Genomic DNA, 18,930 nt, shown 5'->3' with positions numbered 1-18,930 from the left:
CGTTTTTTATTGGCGAGTGCCTCGAGCCTGGCCGATGGTTTCCATCTGCCGGTGCAGCACCCGAATCTGCTCGGGCCCCAGCGTCGTGCCATTGATCCTGAGCATTGCCCCGTGAAGGCTCACAGGCGCTGCCTGCTCCATGGCAAAGCGCACGGCCTTGGCGGCCGAAGAGAATCGGCGCGCGCCCTGTGCCAGCGCTGTTGCGGCGTCGCTACCGAGGAACAATTCCCCCGGCGCGTTGAGTATATGCGTATTCATTTTCAGTCTTTCTGTCGGCCAATAGCCGCTCTTGTTCTCAGCTTGTCGCGCTGAGTGATGTGTTCGTTTGCACTATAGTGCGTGGTTATTATCTCAACTGCGTGACAGTCGTCAGCACCAGCGCGAAGCGCTGCGAGGGGCGGGAGACGGCCAGTGGCAGCGGCCCTTTCGGCCTGCCAACCGTGACGCAAATCGTCCCGCCACACGGAGAATCGTTCAAGGCGCAGAGTCCCGCTCTCGCGGAAATGACACCGTGAATTCGGAGGATTGGGCTGCCTCATACGGCACCCATTCATGTCACCCGAAAGCGGTCCCCGTTTAGAGGCAAAGACATGCGAAAAACAAAGATCTAAAGCGCAAGGCGCCAATCCCTGGGGATCGCGACGCGCTTTAGAGAAGCCTTTGTGCTCAGCGCTTGTTTACGGCGATGCTGAAGACGCTTGCGCCTTCGACATAGGCCGATTTGGACGCATCGCTGGGGGACAGATCGCCCTCTTCGACAACGCGTTCATTGGTTTCGCCACGCGATTTTACCCGGTAAAGCACCGGGCCTGTCTCATGTGGGAGGCAGGAGATCACTTCGCAAGGGCCTGCTGGCCGATTGCTGTGACGCGGGGCGGAGCGCAGGTCGAGCATCTGGCCGACTTTATAGAGGTGAGACATCGAGCGCTCCTTCAAACCGGGGCGCGAGCGCCCCGGCCGAACTTGAAATTAGGCGAGCTGCACGTTGATTGCAGATTCACGCCCATCACGACCCTTTTCGAGATCGTAGGTCACCTTCTGGCCGTCGGCGAGGCTGGAAATACCAGCGCGCTCCAGCGCAGAAATGTGGACGAAGGCATCCTTGCCGCCATCATCTGGCGAGATGAAACCAAAGCCCTTGGTCGAATTGAAAAACTTCACGGTGCCGTTCATTGGCTTCCTCATGAATTGGCTCGAAGCGGTGCAAGCGAGCGGTTCCCCTGCAGCAACATGCTACAGGAGCCTATAACGTTTGCAGTTCGGAAGGAAAGCCAAACCGGACAGGCCGGGAGGGTCAGTTCGCCAACGGGGGCAGAAAACGTATTTTCCAATAGTCTACTTCAAATGCGCCAAAGTCAAGGCGCGTGCGCAGAGCGCCCGGTCAGCCCCGCTTTGCCCGCTGCACCAGCGCATCGAATTGCTGCAGGAAATTCGACCGGTCCTTCGCCGAAAAAGCCGCATTGAAACCCCGGCTTTCCCCGGTTTCCCGCAAGTGCTGGTTGAGGTCGCGCATCGCCAGCGCCATGCCGATCGAGTCCGTCGTAAAGAGCTTCCCCGTCGGCCCGATCGCCGCCCCGCCCTTGGCGAGTACCCGGCTCGCGAGCGGAATATCCGCCGTCACCACCAGGTCGCCCGGCGCCGAATTCTCGACGATCCAGTCATCCGCCGCATCCGCGCCCTGCGGTACCATCACGGTTCGCACCATCGGGTCGCGCGATGGCCTGAGCCCAAAATTGGCGACATAGGTGATCACCAGCCCATGCCGCTCGGCCACCCGTGCCGCCTCGTCCTTGACCGGGCAGGCATCGGCATCCACGAAAACCGCAACCATGGCGCTACACTTCCGGGCTATTGCGCAGCGGCGTCGTGTCATCGAGCGGCACCGTCTGCCTCTCGATCATCCGATGCACCACCGGCATGCCCGGCCCGCGATGCAGCGCCCGCAATTGCTCGGTATTGTCCGCATCCGCCTTGGTACGCCGCAGATTGTGCCGGACATAATCGATCCAGGTGGGCACATGGTAGCTTTCCACCCAGATATAGGGCTTTTCGAGGTCGCGCAGCACCGCCCACTGTCGTGCGCCATCGCGAATACGAATGCGCCGCCGCTCGCTCATCAGCGCCAGAAACCGCGGAATATCCTCCTGCGCGATCTGATAGTCGATCATGATCATGATCGGCCCGCTCCGCGGCATCAGATCGAGTTTTAGCAGCGGCTCGTTGAACGTATCGAGCGGGTTGAGGTCGCGATCATTGAACTGCGGCAAAGGCAGGCGGAATCCCACCACGAGGCAGACCAGCAGCACGCCGCCAGCCGCCACCAGCGCCCATTGCGGATCGGCCGCATCAGCCGTCATGCCCCAGACCCAGCTGCCCCCCGCCATGCCGCCAAAGGTCGCCGTCTGGTAAAGCGACAACGCCCGCCCCACCACCCAGCGCGGGGCGGAAAGCTGGATCGACACATTGAACAGCGACAGCGACAGCACCCAGCAGGCCCCCGCCGGCAGCAGCACCAGATGGCTCAGCAGCGGATCGCGGCTGAATGCCAGTCCGATGCAGCTCAGCGCAAAACCAAGGCAAGCCAGCCGCACAATGACTTCATTGGAAAAACGCTGCCGCACCGGCCCGTTTACAAAGGCGCCCACGATGGCCCCGAGCCCAAAGCATCCCAGCAAGGTGCCATAGACCAGCGCTCCACCGCCCACATATTCCTCGGCCACCGACGGCAGCAGCGCCATGATGACGATGGCAGCAAAGCCGAAGAGAAATCCGCGAAACAGCACCGACAGCAGATTGGGCGACAGCGACATGTAGCGCACGCCGGCCCACATGGCGCTGCCGAGATTTTCGCGCGGCAACCGCGCCTTGACCTTTTGTGGCTTCCAGCGCCACAGCGCCCCGATCAGCGCCAGATAAGACACCGCATTGAGCGCAAAAGCCGCGCTCGCCCCGGCAAAAGCCACAATCATGCCGCCGACCGCCGGACCGACGCTGCGCATCATGTTAAAGCCCATGGCATTGAGCGTCACCGCGCCGGGCAGATCCTCGCGCGGCACGATATCGCCCATGGACGCCTGCCAGGACGGATTGAACAGCGCCGTCCCACACCCGATGAGAAACGTAAACGTCAGCAGCAACCAGGGATTGAGCAGCCCCATCCAAGCCGTCACCGCCAATAGCAGCGACACCACCGCCATGCCGCTTTGCGCCACCAGCATCACGCTGCGCCGGTCAAAATTATCCGCCAGCGCCCCGGCCGCAATGGAAAACACCATGATCGGCAGGGTGTTCGATGCCTGCACCAGCGCCACCATATTGTGCGACGTGGTCAGCGTCGTCATCATCCAGCCCGCACCAACCGCCTGCACCAATCCCCCCAGATTGGAAAACAAGGTCGCCAGCCACAGCGTACGAAACGTCTCATGGCGAAACGGCGCCGTAATGGATGTGCGCTCAGGCATAGTGATTCAACTCCTGAGCCAGTCATGGGCGAGTCAGGTCGAGGTGGCAAGCTTCGAAGCGTGCCAAAGGCAAAATCCGAACCTGCCTTGCTGCGCGTGCACCACCAGCAGATCCCTCCCCCTACCAGGGGGAGGCTAGGTGGGGGTTCCAGCCCCACGCCCAAACGCAGCCCCCCACTTTGCCGCCGCCCCACCACCGAATAGAGTACCCAAACCTCCTCTACTCGAATCGCACCATGACCTCTCCCCCTGCCCAGCGGCCCAATCCGCTGCACCTGCTCGCGGCCTTTGCCAGCGGCGGTCTTCTCACCCTCGCGATTTTCGTCAATGGCGAAGCGGGCCGTCTCGGCGGCGCCATGTTCTCGTCCTGGCTGGCCCATGGCGTCGGCACGATCGTCGCCATTGTCTTTCTCGCCGTCGTCTGGCGCGGCCAGCGCGCCGCTGCGGCAGAAGCCACGGCGAAAATCGGCAAGGCACCCCTCTGGGCCTATATCGGCGGCCTCCTCGGCGCCGTCACGGTCATGCTGACCTCAACCTCCGTAAACTCCCCCCTCGCCCTCGCCGGCACACTCGCCCTTGGCCTTGCAGGGCAAGTCGTCCTCAGCCTCGCCGCCGATTTCTGGGGTCTTCTCGGCCTCCCCAAACGCCGCCTCGACCTCCGCGATGCCGGCGCCGTCATCCTGATTGCCACCGGCAGCCTTCTCATCATTCTCTTTGGACTGGGCGCGGCATGATCATCCCCATTCTCGCCGCCTTCGCCGCCGGCCTCCTCGTCATCCTCAGCCGCCAGGTCAATGGCCGCCTTTCGATGTCGACGACGCCGCTGATCTCCTCATTCTGGAACCACTTCGTCGGCTTCGTCTTCCTCACCGTCGTCGGTCTCGTCCTCGGCGGCCTCATCCCCGCCAACATCGCCGACATGCCGTGGTGGATTTACACCGGCGGCGCCATCGGCGTCGTTTTCGTCGCCGCCGGCTCATGGCTCATCACCCGGATCGGCGCCGTCAATTCGACGCTCCTCGTCATCGCCGGCCAGATGGTCTTCGGGATCATCTTCGATCTTCTGCGCGGCGCGCCCGTCACGATCTGGGCCGCCGCACTTGGCGTTATCCTGATCCTCGCCGGAATGGCGCTTACACAGCGTCGAAGGTAACAGTCTGCTAACAAAAACGGGGCCCGAAGGCCCCGTTGCTAACGCCATTTCCGCGCTGGTTTAGCCAGCAGCGGTGTAAGCGGTCTTCACGATGGTGAAGAATTCCGAGGCATAACGACCCTGCTCGCGCGGGCCATAGCTCGAGCCCTTGCGGCCGCCAAACGGCACGTGGAAATCGACGCCGGCGGTCGGCACATTGACCATCACCATGCCCGCTTCCGAGTTGCGCTTGAAGTGCGTCGCATACTTCAGCGAGGTCGTCACGATACCAGCCGACAGACCGAATTCGGTGTCGTTCGAGGTCGCTAGCGCCTCTTCGTAATCCTTCACGCGAATAACCGCAGCTACCGGCCCGAAGATTTCTTCGCGCGCAATGCGCATCGAATTCGTCGCTTCGGTAAACAGCGTCGGCTGCAGGAAGTACCCGTCCGTCGCCGCCTTCACGCGCTCGCCGCCGGCGACGAGCTTGGCGCCCTCACCCTTGCCGATCTCGATGTAATCGGTGTCCTGCTTGAGCTGGCTCGGATCGACCACCGGCCCGATTTCCGTATTCTTGTCAAGGGCATCGCCGACACGCAAGTTACGCGTACGCTCGGCCAAGGCCTCCACGAATGCGTCATGAATGCCTTCCGTAACGATCACACGCGACGCCGCGGTGCAGCGCTGACCGGTCGAGAAAAACGCCGATTGCGCCACGGTTTCGACGGCAACCTTGAGATCGGCGTCATCGAGCACGATCGTCGGATTCTTGCCGCCCATTTCGAGCTGGAACTTGCGGTTATGCTCGATCGAAGCGGCCGCGACACGCTTGCCCGTACCCACCGAACCGGTGAAGGAAATCGCGTTGACATCCTTGCTGTCGAGCATGGTCTGACCAACGACCGACCCCTTGCCCATGACGAGGTTCAGCACGCCCTTGGGGAGACCTGCGCGCACCAGAATATCGACAATCGCCCAGGTCGAGCCCGGCACGAGATCAGCCGGCTTGATCACCACGGTATTGCCATAGGCCAGCGCCGGAGCGATCTTCCAGGACGGGATGGCAATCGGGAAATTCCATGGCGTAATAATACCAACAACGCCAATGGGTTCGCGGGTGATTTCGACGCCAACGCCCGGACGAACCGACGGCAGCACTTCGCCTGCAAGGCGCAGCACTTCACCGGCGAAAAAGTCAAAAATCTGGCCCGCGCGGGTCACTTCGCCGATGCCTTCGGGCAGCGTCTTGCCCTCTTCGCGGCTCAGCAGTTCGCCCAGTTCCTGCTTGCGCGCGAGGATTTCGTCGGCGGTCTTGCGCAGGATCGCATGGCGCTCAAGGATGCCCGAACGCGACCAGGCCGGGAATGCGGCCTTGGCAGCAGCAATCGCCTGCTTGGTTTCTTCAACGGTGGCGCGGGCATAAACGCCGACCACTTCGGTGATGTTCGACGGGTTGAAATTCTCGGCACCATCGGCGCCGACCCATTCGCCGTTGATCAGGTTCTTGTGCAATTCGCTCATGTCGAAAGCCTTTCAAAAATGCCGCATCCCCGTGGGTGGGGCGCAAAACTAGAGGAGGTCGGCGCGGGCAAGGTCCCGCAGCAGGTGGCTCGAACCATAGGTCCAGGGCGGACACTTGGTCGAGAGATTGACTGTGTTAGTCAGCGTACCCAGCGATGGCGTCGAAATGGAGACAGTGTCGCCGAGCTTGTGGGTAAAGCCCTTGCCGGCGCCATCGCGATCCTTCACCGGCGCGAACATCGTGCCAAGATAAAGCACCAGCCCATCGGGATATTGGTGATGCCCGCCAATGGTTGCGGCAACGAGGGATTCCGGCGTGCGCGAAATCTGCGCCATGTTCGAAGCGCCTTCGAGCACGAAACCATCCGTGCCCTCGACGCGCAGCGCGATCTCGGAATTCTTCACCGTATCGAGCGTAAAATCGCCGTCGAATAGCCGGATGAACGGCCCAAGCGAAGCCGAGGCATTATTGTCCTTGGCCTTGCCGAGCAGCAGGGCCGAGCGCCCTTCGACGTCGCGCAGATTGACATCATTGCCCAGCGTCGCGCCGATAATTTCGCCCTTGCTGGTCACCAGCAGCGCCACTTCCGGCTCGGGATTGTTCCAGCTCGAAATCGGGTGCAGCCCGACTTCGGCGCCATAGCCCACCGAGCTCATCACCTGGCTTTTGGTGAAAATTTCCGCGTCCGGCCCAATCCCGACTTCGAGATACTGGCTCCAAACGCCCTTCTCGATCAGCGCTGCCTTGACCTTCATCGCGGGCTCGGAGCCCGGCACGAGCTGGGAAAGATCGGTCCCGATCAGCTCCAGAATTTCGGTGCGCAGGGCATCCGCACGAGACTTATCCCCGCGGGCCTGTTCTTCGATTACTCTCTCGAGCAGCGAAACGACGAAGGTCACGCCGGAGGCCTTGATGGCCTGCAGATCGATGGGGGAGAGAAGCACGGGCAAATTTTCACTGGTCTGACCAGTAACGGAATTGGCAACCACCGCCGCGACGTCACCGAGCACCACGCCCTCGGCCGCCTTCACATGCGCCGCTGCCTTGCCGCTTTCGGCAATGTCGCGCACCGTGGCAAAGCCTTTGGCGGTGATATCAACAAGCCGCCCGTCCCGCACCGTCACGATGCGCGGTTCGGCATGGCCGGGCGCGCGGGCGCGGCCCAGCAAAATACCCTCGGGAATGACGTTCGCGACCATGCTGGCTCCCCCAACTAAAATGTTAGCTGTGACTACCCCAGCGCAACCGCACGGCGCAAGCCCGTCATTCAAATAGTCATACTTATTGCCAATGCCAAGAGCCCTTGGCGACCAATCTTTTTCTCCGCCCGAAACCCCGGTAATCCAGTCGATTTCCGAGCCTTGCCAGAAACATAAACAGCTCGTTCAACTGGCGTTCATCTGCGCCGCAATACTGACGCATTGGCTGGGGTATGAATTGCCCCACCAAACACAAACGGAGTTTGCCATGCGTCTCGCGATTGCCCTCGCCCCCCTCGCCCTTCTTGCTGCCGCCGTTCCCGCTTTTGCCGGCGCGATCACTATCGAAGGCCGCGGCGAAGTCCGGGCCGCTCCCGACATGGCGCTGATCAATTCCGGCGTCACCACTCAGGGCGCCACCGCCCGCGAAGCGCTCGACGCCAACACCGCCGCCATGGCCGATCTCATTGCCGCGCTCAAGGAAACCGGCATCGAAGCGCGCGACATCCAGACCTCCGGCTTCTCGGTCAATCCGAACTACGTCTATTCCGACGCCCGCGACGAAAACGGCTATTCCCTGCCGCCCAAGATCAATGGCTACCAGGTGTCCAACACCGTGACCGTCGCCGTGCGTGATCTCGAAGAACTCGGCACCATCCTCGACAAGTCGGTCAATGTCGGAGCCAACACCATCAACGGCGTCAGCTTCTCCGTGGCCGACCCGACCGAGCTTTATAACGAAGCGCGCAAGGCCGCCTTCGCCGATGCCCGCAGCAAGGCCGAACTCTATGCCACCGCCGCCAACGCGACGCTGGGCGATCTCGAAGCTATCTCGGAAAGCCAGAACATCAACAGCCCGATCCCCATGCCGATGTATGCCCGCGCAGATATGGCTGCCTCCGCCGTTCCGGTCGAAGCAGGCGAGATGACCTTCGAGATCGGCGTCAATGTTCAGTGGGAACTGGACACCAAGGCAAACTAATTTGCATCGGTGGCCTTGAACCGGCCACCTTCATGGCACACCTGCCGCCTGAACCGATAACATCGGTTCAGGCTCTTCCAAGGCTGGTGGCATCCGTATTTCCGGGTTCCCCCTGTTGACGGGAGCCTGGACGGTGGGGGCGGACCACCGTAGTCACCCGCCCCCACCAGCCCATTTACCCGAAAAGCACCTTCCAAAGCATGTTGAGGCCAACGGCCACGAGGAAGATGGCAAAGACGTATTTCAGCGTCTTCTGATCCATACGATGCGCCAGCGCTGCGCCGAGCGGCGCGCAAACTGCGGCCATCGCCCCAACCAGCACCAGCGCTACGATGTTGATATAACCAAGGCTCAGTGGCGGCAGGTCATCGACGCCCCAGCCCGAGATAAGAAAACCCAGCGTCCCGGAAAGCGCGATTGCCACCCCGATCGCCGCGGAGGTGCCCACGGCCTTGTGCATGGTCTGCCCAAAGGCCACCAGCGTCGGCACTGTCAGCGATCCGCCGCCAACGCCCATCAGCGACGAGATATAGCCGACCACAAAAGCGGCGCCTCGATGCGTCGGCTTGGAGCTATGCAGGTGCCCCATCAGCCTGGTCTGGAATGAGAAGACGATATTGGCCGCAATGACGAAGGCCATGACCGCAAAGACCACGCGCAGCACGTCGCCCGAATACCAGCCGGCCATAAGCCCGCCGATGAAAGTCCCTGCCAGGACAAACGGCGCCCAGAGCTTGAACACGTCCATATCGAGCGCCCCACGCTTCTGATGTGCCCGCGCACTCATGATCCCCGTGGGAATGATGATCGCCAGCGACGTGCCCACCGCTACATGCTGCACTACGTCGGAATCGAACCCCATCCACAACAGCGCCGAACTCAGCGCCGGCACAATCACCGCGCCGCCGCCAATGCCCAGCAATCCCGCTGCCACGCCAGATACGACACCGGTCGCCAGCATTCCGAGCACAAACGGCCAGTAGCCGATAAGAGTGGCCCAATCCATGTTCATTCCCCGATGATATGCAGCACCACGCTCCGCTGATGCGGGTGGCGGCGGTGCTCGAAAAGATAGATGCCCTGCCAGCTTCCAAACACCGTCTGCCCATCGACGACGGGTACGGAAATAGAGGTCTGGGTCAGGGCCGATTTAATATGTGCCGGCATGTCATCCGGCCCTTCGGTCGTGTGCACCAGCCAGTCCATGCCTTCGGGCACGAGACGCCGGAAAAAGCCCAGAAGGTCGGTCTGCACGTCCGGATCGGCATTTTCCTGGATCAGCAGCGAGCAGGAGGTGTGGCGCACAAAGACGGTTACAAGCCCGGTCGCGATCCCGGCGTCCGCCACAAAGCGGTCCAGCCCCTCGGTGAACTCGTAAAGTCCCTGCCCCCGTGTGGAAATGCTGATGCTGTGGACGGCTTGCTGCATGGCTTGGGCCTAGCATGCCCTTGCCGGTGGAACCAGCGCAGCGCCGGCCCAAACCGTCCAGTCTGCCCCACTGGCGCCATCTTCCCCCTATCACCCTCCAGCCATCGGCCCAGGGGAACCAACGTCAAACCCAGGCGTTGCGGGCTTTGCGGGGGAACAGCATCACGTCGAAGGCTAGACCAGACCATTCAGACTGTGTTCAGGATGGCGCCGCGATGCTTGTCTCAAATGTCATCCGACATAAAGGAAAAAACAATGCGCCTTAGAAACTGGCTCTTTGCCGGCACAAGCCTCACCCTTCTCAGCATGGCGCCTGCGAGCGTCTTTGCTCAGGACGCTGCCCCGGCGCTGCCACAGGCCTGTATCGACCTGGGCTTCGAGACGCTTGAAGAGTGTATTGCCGCTCAACCCGCTGGCAATGCGCCCGCCGAAGAAGCAGCGCCGGCGCCTGCCGAAGCCGCTCCAGAACCGACGCCCGAGCCCGCGCCTCAGCCCGAGCCCGCCCCCGAACCCGCACCGGCACCCCAGCCGGAACCCACACCCGAGCCAGCCCCTGCCCCGGTGGAAGCGGCCCCGGCAGCTGAACCCGCTCCCGTGGAAGTCGCGCCCGAACCTGCCCCGGTGGAAGAGCCTGCGCCGGTCGAAGCCGCGCCCCAGCCGGAACCGCAGCCAGAGCCCGCCGTCCAGGTTCAGGCTGAACCGCAGCCCGAACCTGCGCCCGCGGCCGAGCAGCAACCTGCGCCCGCCCCAGAGCCTGCGCCCGCGCCGGAACCCGCCCCTGCCCCTGAAGCAGCGCCGCAACCGGCCCCCGAGCCAGCCCCGGCAGCCGAGGAGCAGCCGGCCCCGACCAATATCGCATCGGCCCTCACTGCCCAGGTGGAAGCTTACAATGCCGCTGTTGCCGAACTGGCAGCGGGCGACGCTTCTGCCCAAGCCCGTATCGACGCGTCTCTGGCTGAAATCAACGCCATTTGCGCCAATGCCGGCATGCCCGACGTCGAGAGCTGCCTTGCCCCACTGGGCCTGACGCTCTCGCCCCTTCCGGACATCCAGCCAGCACCGGCCGCAGAGGCCCCCGCCCCGGTCGAGCAGCCCGCTGCCGAAACGCCGCCGGCTGAACAGCCTGCCGTGGTTGATCCAAACGCACCGCCCGTGGAAGCCCCCGTCACCGTTGACGGCCAGCCCGCAGAAATCGTCGAAAACCTCCCGGCCGGCATTACCCAGGAGCAGATTGCTCCGGTGCTCGACAGCGCCAAGGACATTCAGCTCGAAGCGCCTGCCGTCGATGGCCAAGCGCCCGTTGCCCCGCCCGTCGCTGAAGCGCCGCTCGCGCCGCCGCCGGAATCCGACGCCGCCGCCCAGTCCGAGGAAATGCGTGCCTTTGCTGCCGAGCCTATCGCTCCGGTCGCGGCCGAGGTTGGCACCGCCGTGACTGCAACCGAAAACACGACGGTCAACCAGACCGTGGTGAACAATTACATCAACAACATCACGAATATCACCAACGTTACCAATAACGTGACGAACAACACCCAGAACAATGTCACCAACAACACGCAGAACAATATCGGCCAGCAAAACAACGTCACCGTTGTCGAGCAGGTCGCGGTCCGTCCTGCGACGACTGGCGACATCATCACCCAGGTGATCCTGCAGGTGGGCAGTCAGCTCGTGGTCAATTCCATCGGCCAGGACACCGACCGTTTCTACAACCCGCAGCAGGACGAGGTTTATTACGAAAACCTGCCGGGCGGGCGCGTGCGTGAAGTTGTCGAACGTCCCGACGGCAGCCAGGTGGTCACCGTGCGCAACCGCAATGGCGACATCTTGCGCCGTTCGCGCATCACGCCCGATGGCCGTGAAATCGTCCTTGCCTATTTCGACGATCGCTATGACGACCAGTTGCTCGTCTGGCGTGACCCGGGTCAGGACCTGCCGCCGCTCCGTCTCAACATCCCGGTGCGCGACTACGTTCTCGACGCCTCCTATGCCGATGAAAATGAAGTGCAGTACTTCTTCGCCCAGCCGCCGGTCGAACAGGTCGCTCGCGTCTATTCCATCGACGAGGTCAAGCGCTCGGCTCGCGTTCGTGACTCGGTCCGCCGCCTCGAAGTGGGCAACCTCACCTTTGACACGGGCGCCGCGACCATCAATCGTGACCAGGTGACGGCCCTCTCGGGCGTCGCCAATGCCATGCTGCAACTGCTCAGGACCAACCCGGCGGAAACCTTCCTCATCGAAGGCCATACCGACGCCGTTGGTTCGGACGTCTCCAACCTGCGCCTCTCGGATCTGCGTGCCGCTACCGTTGCCCGTATCCTCACGGACTTCTACGGCGTGCCGCCGGAAAACCTGGCGACCCAGGGCTATGGCGAACGCTACCTGAAGATCCGGACCGAAGCGGCCGAGCGCGAAAACCGCCGCGTCACCATCCGCCGCATCACCCCGCTCATCACCGTGGCCAACAACGGCTAGAACGAGCGACCTACAAAAAAGAAGGGGCCGGACACACGTCCGCCCCCTTTTCTTTGCGCCTCTGGTCAGCGCGCCTCTTGCCAGCTCCAATAGACTTGCTATCCGTGCACGGTCCTCCCGGAGCCCGCCATGAAACGTCTCGAAGTCTTTGTTGAAAGCATCATCCTCGCCTCGCGCTGGCTGCTCGTGGTCTTCTACATCGGCCTCGGCTTGGCCCTCGCCCTTTACGCCGTCTCGTTCGGCTACAAGCTCTGGGATTTCGCCAGCCATATGATCGGCATGGACGAGACCGAGACTATCCTGAAAATCCTGGGTCTCATCGACGCCGCACTGATCGCCAGCCTCGTCGTCATGGTCATCATCTCGGGCTACGAAAATTTCGTCTCGCGCTTCGACAATGAGGGCGACGTCCATTGGCTTGGCCAGATCGACGCCGGCTCGCTCAAGATCAAGGTAGCATCGACCATCGTCGCCATCTCCTCGATCCACCTGCTGCAGATATTCCTCAACGTCCCGCAGTACACCAACCAGCACATTTTCTGGTACACGATGCTGCACCTGACCTTCATTTTCTCGGCACTTTTCCTTGCCCTGATCGATAAAATTTCGAAAAAAGGTGACAAAGGCAAAGCTCCGGACCTCTGAGCAGAGACTATATCTCTCTGATACCAATGGATCTTTTTCACGCCACAATTGATTTGGCGTTGTGATCACGAAATAGGGAACCGACTTCGGAGAGGCTGCGTTCTTTATCCAGAATTCACTTGCTAAGGAGCATCCAATGGCTACCCCAGAACGTGATACTATCTATACCAATGACGGCAACCGCACGGTCTATACCCGTGAAAGCAACGGAACCGGCTGGTTCGTGGGCATCATCGTCGCCCTCGCTCTGCTGGCCATCGGCTATCTGGTATTCTCGGCCAATTCGGGTCCATCCACCTCGGTTGACGTCAATGGCGCCCCGGCCGTGGAATCCCCGGCGACCGCTCCGGCCCCGATGACCGAAGCTCCGGCCGCTACTCCTGAAGTCGCTCCCATGACCGAAGCCCCGGCTCCGGCAGTTGATGCAGCCCCGGCCGCAACCCCTGAAGCGACGCCGGCCCCGGCAGCAACGCCGGAAGCTACCCCGGCTCCGGCCGCTACGCCGAGCAACTAACACTCCAATCCCCAGAGCCTCGCTCCCTCCCGTCGAGGCTTCCCGGGCCCCGGTTTCACAACCGGGGCTTTTTCATGCTCGGTTCTATCCGGCACAGCGCTTGCGCCAGCCGCTTTCAATCCCCATCTGTGCCGGAACCAACAAAGGGAGCGCCCATGTTCAATATTGACCAGATCATCAAGGCCATTCAGACCGATCCGAATACGCAGCGGACGGCAATGACCGGTGCTGCTGGCCTCGCGGCCGGCCTGCTGCTTTCCGGCGGCAAGCCGACCAAGCTATTGGGCAATGCGGCCAAGCTCGGCGCCATCGCCGCTGTGGGCGGTCTCGCCTACAAGGCCTGGCAAACCTACCAGGAAAAGCAGGCCGGTGCTGCGCAGGCCCCCGCCCCGCGCGAAGACGCTTTCATCCCCGCTCCAGATAATACCGCAGCCGCCGAGGACCTCGGCAAATCCCTCGTCCGCGCCATGATCTCGGCCGCCAAGGCCGATGGTCGCATCGACGCCGAGGAAAAGGACGCCATCTTCGAGCGCCTCAAAACCATGCCGCTTTCCGCCGAGGAAAAAGCCTGGGTGTTTGACGAGCTTTCGACGCCCCTCGACATCAACGCGGTGGTTTCCCGCGCCGATACGCCCGAGCATGCGGCCGAAATCTACGCCGCTTCCCTCGTCGCCATCACTGCCGACACTCCGGCCGAGCAGGCCTATCTCGAAGCGCTCGCCGCCAAATTGCGCCTCGATCCGGCCCTCGTCACCGAAATCCACAAAGCCGCCGGTGAAAAGGCTCCCCAACCCGCCCCAACGCCGCCGCAGCCCTGGGCCTACACGCCTTCGGGCAGCAATGTCTGATTGCTGATATGTTGCCGCGCGCAAGACGCGCGGTAACACCCATGTGCGTTCTTGCGAGCCAAGGCTTCGGCCGCCATCTCTTCGCGCAAGGAGAACGCCATGGAACTCGGACTTTATTCCTTCGCTGAAAATACCCCCGACCCGCTCAACGGCGGTCATCTGCAATCGCCGGCCGAGCGCCTGCGCGATCTGATAGAAGAGATCGAACTGGCCGATCAGCTCGGCCTCGCTTTCTATGGTCTCGGCGAACATCACCGCCCCGACTATGTCGCCTCATCCCCGGTGACCATCCTCGCCGCTGCCGCCGCGCGGACCAAGTCGATCCGCCTCTCGACCGCCGTGACCGTCCTCTCCTCGGAAGACCCGGTCCGGGTCTACCAGCAGTTTTCGACCCTCGACCTCATCAGCAATGGCCGCGCCGAAATCATGGCCGGTCGCGGCTCCTTTATCGAGAGTTTCCCGCTCTTCGGGCTCGACCTCGACGACTACGACGATCTCTTCGAAGAAAAGCTCGAAATGCTGCTCGAGCTGCGCAAGGGCGGCAAGGTCACCTGGGCGGGCAGCAAGCACACAAATGCCATCCCCGGCATCGCGGTCTATCCCGAACCCATTCAGAAGCCCCTGCCCCTCTGGATCGCCGTCGGCGGCACGCCCAATTCCGTCGCCCGCGCCGCCTATTATGGTCTGCCCCTGATGATCGCCATCATCGGCGGCCGTCCGCGTCAGTTCATGCCACTGGTCGATCTCTATCGCCAGACTGGCGCCAAGGTCGGCCACGACGCTTCCCTGATGAAAGTCGGCATTTCCGGCCACGGCTTCATTGCCGAGGACAGCCAGGACGCCCGCGACGTCGCCTTTCCGGCCCATAACGCCACCATGAGCCGCATCGGCGCGGAACGCGGCTGGCCGCCGGGCACGCGCGCCCAGTTCGATGCCAGCACCACTCCGGAAGGCGCCTATTACATCGGATCGCCGCAGGAGGTGATCGACAAGATTCTCCTGCAACACGAATGGTTCAAGCACGACCGCTTCGGCCTGCAGCTCAGCGTCGGCACCCTGCCCCACGCCAAGGTCATGAAAGCCATCGAGCTCTATGGCACCGTGGTAAAGCCCGCCATCGACAAGGCTCTCGGCTCCTGACCCAACAAAAAGGCCCATCCTCGGATGGGCCTTTTCTCTAGCTAACCGCGACCGCGATAGGGCGGCACACCCTGGTCCGGCACCCATGTGCCCTCGGGCAACACGCCGGTCTGCCAGAACACGTCGATCGGAATACCACCGCGCGGATACCAGTAGCCACCGATCCTCAGCCAGCGCGGCTTGATCGTCTCGACAATGCGCTTGGCAATATCGATCGTGCAGCCTTCGTGGAACGCACCGTGATTGCGGAACGAGGTCAGATACAGTTTCAGCGACTTGGACTCGACCAGAAACTGGTCCGGCACATAGTCGATCACCAGATGGGCAAAGTCCGGCTGACCGGTCACCGGGCAGAGCGAGGTAAACTCGGGCGCGACATAACGCGCCACATAGTTCACATCCGTATGCGGATTGGGCACCGGATCGAGCACGGCATCCTCGGGACGCTGCGGCACGCCAACATCTTTGCCAAGCTGCAGAGTTTCCGAGTTCATCACTTACTTGCTCGAGCGTTTGATTGATTTGATCGCCAGCGGCGGCTGACCGGACTTTTCGGAAATGGCACGGTCCTGCTCTTCGATGGCGGCGCGCGCCGGCTCGTCGCCATCAAGGCCACCGAGCAGGTTTGCGTCGACCTTGCGGTTGGAGCGCTGCGATCCGTCTTCATAGACGATATCGAACATCACGAATTCACTGCGGGCGGTTGGCTTCCTGGCCATGATGGCAATCCTTCAAAAACAGGACCGCGAGCCGATTGGCCCGCGGTCATACAAAAGTTCGAACCTGGCTTAGCGGAAGATGCCTTCGCCCTGCTCATCGATAATCTGGCGGCCCTTGCTCAGCGCCAGCGCAATAAGGTCGTCCTTCGAGCCCATACGGTCGGCGCGAATGAACTTGTAGGTTTTCAGTTCCCCGCCCACGTCCTTCTCGATGGTGCCGGCCAACTGATATTCGCTGCCCGCGCGCATCTCGATGGCCTTGATCAGAAAGCCCTTGTAGCTCTCTTCGTCGAGCGCCTTGTCGCCGGCCGGTGCGCTGTCCGCAGCGCTGCCGCCACCAAAGAGATTTTTCCAGAACGACATAAGCAACTCCCTCACATGCGTCGCAGCGGTCTGGGGCGCACCAGTTCGCCCCGCCGGTCCATCTCCTCCTGCAGCCATTGCGGGGAGATGTCAAAATGGTTGGGCCAGGTCGGCGTGCCATTGGCCAAACCAACCTTGCCGAAAAAGGCCCGATCGCGCAGCGGTTCGGTCCCCTCGCCGCGCTCCGCCAGCATAGGCGCCGCATTGAAGGCGCCATGCGTGCCATCGGAAAACGTCACCGCCAGCTTGAATGGAACGCTGGCGCGGATCGCGGTGACCTTGAGGCGGGGAGCAGCCATGGGGCTGCTCCTAGTTATCGAGGAAGCTCCGCAGCTTCCGGCTGCGGCTCGGATGCTTGAGCTTGCGCAGGGCCTTGGCTTCGATCTGGCGAATACGTTCGCGGGTCACCGAGAACTGCTGGCCGACTTCTTCGAGAGTATGGTCGGTGTTCATGCCGATACCAAAACGCATGCGCAGCACGCGCTCTTCGCGCGGCGTCAACGAAGCCAGAACACGCGTCGTCGTTTCACGCAGGTTCGACTGGATCGCCGCATCGATCGGCTGGATCGCATTCACGTCCTGAATGAAATCGCCGAGGTTGCTGTCCTCTTCGTCGCCGATCGGCGTTTCCAAGGAAATAGGCTCCTTGGCGATCTTGAGGACCTTGCGGACCTTGTCGAGCGGCATCTGGAGCTTTTCGGACAACTCTTCCGGCGTCGGCTCGCGACCGATCTCGTGCAGCATCTGGCGCGACGTGCGGACGATCTTGTTGATCGTCTCGATCATGTGCACCGGAATACGGATGGTGCGCGCCTGATCGGCGATCGAGCGGGTGATCGCCTGACGGATCCACCACGTCGCATAGGTCGAGAACTTGTAACCGCGACGATACTCGAATTTGTCCACGGCCTTCATCAGGCCGATATTGCCTTCCTGAATGAGATCAAGGAATTGCAGGCCGCGGTTCGTGTACTTCTTGGCAATCGAGATCACGAGGCGAAGGTTGGCTTCCACCATTTCCTTCTTGGCGATTGCAGCTTCGCGCTCGCCCTTCTGCACCTTGTGAACGATGCGGCGGTATTCGGCGATATCGAGGCCGGTTTCGGTGGCAAGCGTAGCGATCTCGTGACGGATATCGTGCACGGTATCGGCTTCGCGACGGGCGAATTCGCCCCAGCCCTTGCCGTCAAAACCTTCAAGCCCGGTTTCCCAGGTCGGATCCAGCTCACGCCCATAATAATTCTGCAGGAACACTTCGCGCTTGACGCCATAGCTCTCTGCCAGACGCAACAGACGGCCTTCAAGCCGCACGAGGCGCTTGTTGATGTCGTAGAGCTGCTCGACCAGGCTTTCGATACGGCTGGTGTTCAGCGACAGCGATTTCACGTCGGTGATCACGTCGGCACGGAGCGAAACAAGCTTCTTGGATTCAGCATCCGAAACCGCGGCCGTGCGATCGACGGCATGACGGTCCTGCATGGCGCGCATCTGGCCATAGGCTTCGGCGATACGATCAAAAGTCTCGACGACCTGCGGCTTGAGTTCGGCTTCCATGGCCGAAAGCGACAGGGCGTTGTCGAATTCGTCGTCGTCGTCCTCAACGGGGTCCTGCGGAGCCTGCGGCTCTTCGGGCACATAGTCGTCGTCGCTGTCGGAAGACGTCGAACGGCGCGGCGCCGGCTTTGCAGCCGCCTTCACCACTTCGGGCTCATGGCGAGCCGGCGCCACCGGAATCTCCGGCGCCGCCTGCTTGGCATCGGGGCCAGCATAGGTCGCTTCGAGATCGATGATGTCGCGCAGCAGAATTTCGCCTTCGGCGAGCTGATCGCGCCAGATGATGATGGCCTGGAAGGTCAGGGGCGATTCGCAGAGGCCTTCGATCATGGTCTCGCGACCGGCCTCGATGCGCTTGGCGATGGCGATTTCGCCTTCGCGGCTCAGCAGTTCCACCGAGCCCATTTCGCGCAGGTACATGCGCACGGGATCGTCGGTACGGTCGGAGCCAGATTTGGTATTGGAAGTATTGGCAAGAGCCGTGCCGCTCGACGGCGCAACTTCAGAGCCAGTATCGTCTTCGTCCTTCTCGACTTCGGTCTCTTCGACCTCGTCTTCGTCGACGACATTGATGCCCATTTCCGAGAACATGGACATGAAATCTTCGATCTGCTCGGAACTTGTTTCGTCCGCAGGCAGAACAGCGTTCAGCTCTTCATAGGTAACATAGCCGCGCTTCTTGGCGACCTTGATCAGCTTCTTGACCGCAGCATCATTCTGATCGATCAGCGGGCTGTCATTAGAGGTCTCCGGAGCCCCGGATTCGGGCTTCTCGGTGTCCTTGCTGGCTTTGTTCGCTGCCTTGGTGGCCATATGCTACTCCTCGGGACCCGTGGGCATCGGGCGCCGGACTTGTCATAGGTGGTGTCGGCTCAAGACAAGGTAAAGGTTTGGTAACCAAGGCGTTAACACGCCCAGTTCTCAATGGTTCGCTTCGGGACGCAATGA

At 61.8% G+C, this 18,930-nt stretch carries 22 protein-coding genes; 8 read left to right on the top strand and 14 right to left on the bottom strand.

Annotation, left to right across the window (positions count from 1 at the left end; all coding sequences use genetic code 11):
- Positions 1-6: 6 nt before the first annotated feature.
- The 5 genes from ASD83_RS00460 to ASD83_RS00440 all read right to left on the bottom strand — a co-directional run bounded on the left by ASD83_RS00460 (position 7) and on the right by ASD83_RS00440 (position 3,461).
- The gene (locus ASD83_RS00460; protein WP_056306909.1) at positions 7-258 is read right to left on the bottom strand and encodes a hypothetical protein; all 252 of its coding nucleotides are present in this window, start codon (positions 256-258) and stop codon (positions 7-9) included.
- 408 nt (positions 259-666) lie between these two features.
- Positions 667-921 carry a hypothetical protein gene (locus tag ASD83_RS00455; protein WP_156385665.1) on the bottom strand — a complete coding sequence of 85 codons (255 nt, stop codon included), beginning with the start codon at positions 919-921 and terminating at the stop codon, positions 667-669.
- 48 nt (positions 922-969) lie between these two features.
- Positions 970-1,173, bottom strand: coding sequence for a cold-shock protein (locus ASD83_RS00450; protein ID WP_056306905.1), 204 nt, complete (start codon positions 1,171-1,173; stop codon positions 970-972).
- 208 nt (positions 1,174-1,381) lie between these two features.
- The gene (locus ASD83_RS00445) at positions 1,382-1,831 is read right to left on the bottom strand and encodes a YaiI/YqxD family protein (RefSeq protein ID WP_056306903.1); all 450 of its coding nucleotides are present in this window, start codon (positions 1,829-1,831) and stop codon (positions 1,382-1,384) included.
- A 4-nt stretch (positions 1,832-1,835) separates the two neighbouring features.
- Positions 1,836-3,461: an MFS transporter gene (locus ASD83_RS00440; RefSeq protein ID WP_056306902.1), complete on the bottom strand. Its 1,626-nt coding sequence runs from the start codon at positions 3,459-3,461 to the stop codon at positions 1,836-1,838.
- Positions 3,462-3,697: 236 nt separating this feature from the next.
- On the opposite strand from ASD83_RS00440, the gene ASD83_RS00435 reads away from it, so the two are divergent.
- Together ASD83_RS00435 and ASD83_RS00430 are read left to right on the top strand one after the other, a co-directional pair.
- A complete protein-coding gene (locus tag ASD83_RS00435) occupies positions 3,698-4,195 on the top strand; it encodes a DMT family transporter (RefSeq protein WP_056306900.1) in 498 nt (165 codons plus the stop codon).
- Positions 4,192-4,614, top strand: a complete 423-nt coding sequence (locus ASD83_RS00430; RefSeq protein ID WP_056306898.1) for a DMT family transporter — start codon at positions 4,192-4,194, stop codon at positions 4,612-4,614. The genes ASD83_RS00435 and ASD83_RS00430 overlap by 4 nt, the downstream gene beginning before the upstream one ends.
- Positions 4,615-4,674: 60 nt before the next feature.
- On the opposite strand, the gene ASD83_RS00425 is transcribed toward ASD83_RS00430, so the two are convergent.
- Together ASD83_RS00425 and ASD83_RS00420 are read right to left on the bottom strand one after the other, a co-directional pair.
- Positions 4,675-6,114: an aldehyde dehydrogenase family protein gene (locus tag ASD83_RS00425; RefSeq protein WP_056306896.1), complete on the bottom strand. Its 1,440-nt coding sequence runs from the start codon at positions 6,112-6,114 to the stop codon at positions 4,675-4,677.
- A 48-nt stretch (positions 6,115-6,162) separates the two neighbouring features.
- Positions 6,163-7,314 carry a fumarylacetoacetate hydrolase family protein gene (locus ASD83_RS00420; RefSeq protein ID WP_056306894.1) on the bottom strand — a complete coding sequence of 384 codons (1,152 nt, stop codon included), beginning with the start codon at positions 7,312-7,314 and terminating at the stop codon, positions 6,163-6,165.
- Positions 7,315-7,582: 268 nt separating this feature from the next.
- Between ASD83_RS00420 and ASD83_RS00415 the strand changes: the two genes are divergently transcribed.
- Positions 7,583-8,296: an SIMPL domain-containing protein gene (locus ASD83_RS00415; protein ID WP_056306893.1), complete on the top strand. Its 714-nt coding sequence runs from the start codon at positions 7,583-7,585 to the stop codon at positions 8,294-8,296.
- Positions 8,297-8,471: 175 nt separating this feature from the next.
- Here the strand turns inward: ASD83_RS00415 and ASD83_RS00410 are convergent, their stop codons facing one another.
- Entirely contained in the window at positions 8,472-9,302 is an 831-nt protein-coding gene (locus ASD83_RS00410; RefSeq protein ID WP_056306890.1) for a sulfite exporter TauE/SafE family protein, read from the bottom strand.
- Positions 9,303-9,304: 2 nt separating this feature from the next.
- A complete protein-coding gene (locus ASD83_RS00405) occupies positions 9,305-9,724 on the bottom strand; it encodes a secondary thiamine-phosphate synthase enzyme YjbQ (RefSeq protein ID WP_056306888.1) in 420 nt (139 codons plus the stop codon).
- Positions 9,725-9,979: 255 nt separating this feature from the next.
- Between ASD83_RS00405 and ASD83_RS21165 the strand changes: the two genes are divergently transcribed.
- From ASD83_RS21165 to ASD83_RS00380, 5 genes are all read left to right on the top strand, one after another.
- Complete coding sequence (locus ASD83_RS21165) at positions 9,980-12,199, top strand: OmpA family protein (protein ID WP_056306883.1); 2,220 nt, start codon at positions 9,980-9,982, stop codon at positions 12,197-12,199.
- Between the two features lie 129 nt (positions 12,200-12,328).
- The gene (locus tag ASD83_RS00395) at positions 12,329-12,844 is read left to right on the top strand and encodes a TIGR00645 family protein (protein WP_056306881.1); all 516 of its coding nucleotides are present in this window, start codon (positions 12,329-12,331) and stop codon (positions 12,842-12,844) included.
- Positions 12,845-12,980: 136 nt separating this feature from the next.
- Positions 12,981-13,358 (top strand): hypothetical protein, encoded by a 378-nt coding sequence (locus ASD83_RS00390; RefSeq protein WP_056306879.1) that lies wholly within the window; start codon positions 12,981-12,983, stop codon positions 13,356-13,358.
- A gap of 155 nt (positions 13,359-13,513) precedes the next feature.
- Positions 13,514-14,206 carry a tellurite resistance TerB family protein gene (locus tag ASD83_RS00385; RefSeq protein WP_082560878.1) on the top strand — a complete coding sequence of 231 codons (693 nt, stop codon included), beginning with the start codon at positions 13,514-13,516 and terminating at the stop codon, positions 14,204-14,206.
- Positions 14,207-14,305: 99 nt separating this feature from the next.
- Positions 14,306-15,346, top strand: a complete 1,041-nt coding sequence (locus ASD83_RS00380; protein ID WP_056309739.1) for an Atu2307/SP_0267 family LLM class monooxygenase — start codon at positions 14,306-14,308, stop codon at positions 15,344-15,346.
- A 41-nt stretch (positions 15,347-15,387) separates the two neighbouring features.
- Here ASD83_RS00380 and queF read toward each other — a convergent pair whose 3' ends face one another.
- From queF to rpoD, 5 genes are all read right to left on the bottom strand, one after another.
- The gene (gene queF / locus ASD83_RS00375; RefSeq protein ID WP_056306878.1) at positions 15,388-15,840 is read right to left on the bottom strand and encodes a preQ(1) synthase; all 453 of its coding nucleotides are present in this window, start codon (positions 15,838-15,840) and stop codon (positions 15,388-15,390) included.
- A 3-nt stretch (positions 15,841-15,843) separates the two neighbouring features.
- Positions 15,844-16,065, bottom strand: coding sequence for a hypothetical protein (locus ASD83_RS00370; RefSeq protein WP_056306877.1), 222 nt, complete (start codon positions 16,063-16,065; stop codon positions 15,844-15,846).
- 69 nt (positions 16,066-16,134) lie between these two features.
- The gene (locus ASD83_RS00365) at positions 16,135-16,428 is read right to left on the bottom strand and encodes an HlyU family transcriptional regulator (protein WP_056306876.1); all 294 of its coding nucleotides are present in this window, start codon (positions 16,426-16,428) and stop codon (positions 16,135-16,137) included.
- Between the two features lie 11 nt (positions 16,429-16,439).
- Entirely contained in the window at positions 16,440-16,727 is a 288-nt protein-coding gene (locus tag ASD83_RS00360) for a DUF2442 domain-containing protein (protein ID WP_056306875.1), read from the bottom strand.
- A gap of 10 nt (positions 16,728-16,737) precedes the next feature.
- Complete coding sequence (gene rpoD / locus ASD83_RS00355) at positions 16,738-18,795, bottom strand: RNA polymerase sigma factor RpoD (protein ID WP_056306874.1); 2,058 nt, start codon at positions 18,793-18,795, stop codon at positions 16,738-16,740.
- Positions 18,796-18,930: the final 135 nt, after the last annotated feature.

This window comes from Devosia sp. Root685 (assembly GCF_001427875.1).
Taxonomy (GTDB): Bacteria; Pseudomonadota; Alphaproteobacteria; order Rhizobiales; family Devosiaceae; genus Devosia.
The sequence above is the reverse complement of the archived record's forward strand: the minus strand, read 5'-3'. Positions and strand labels throughout refer to the sequence as shown.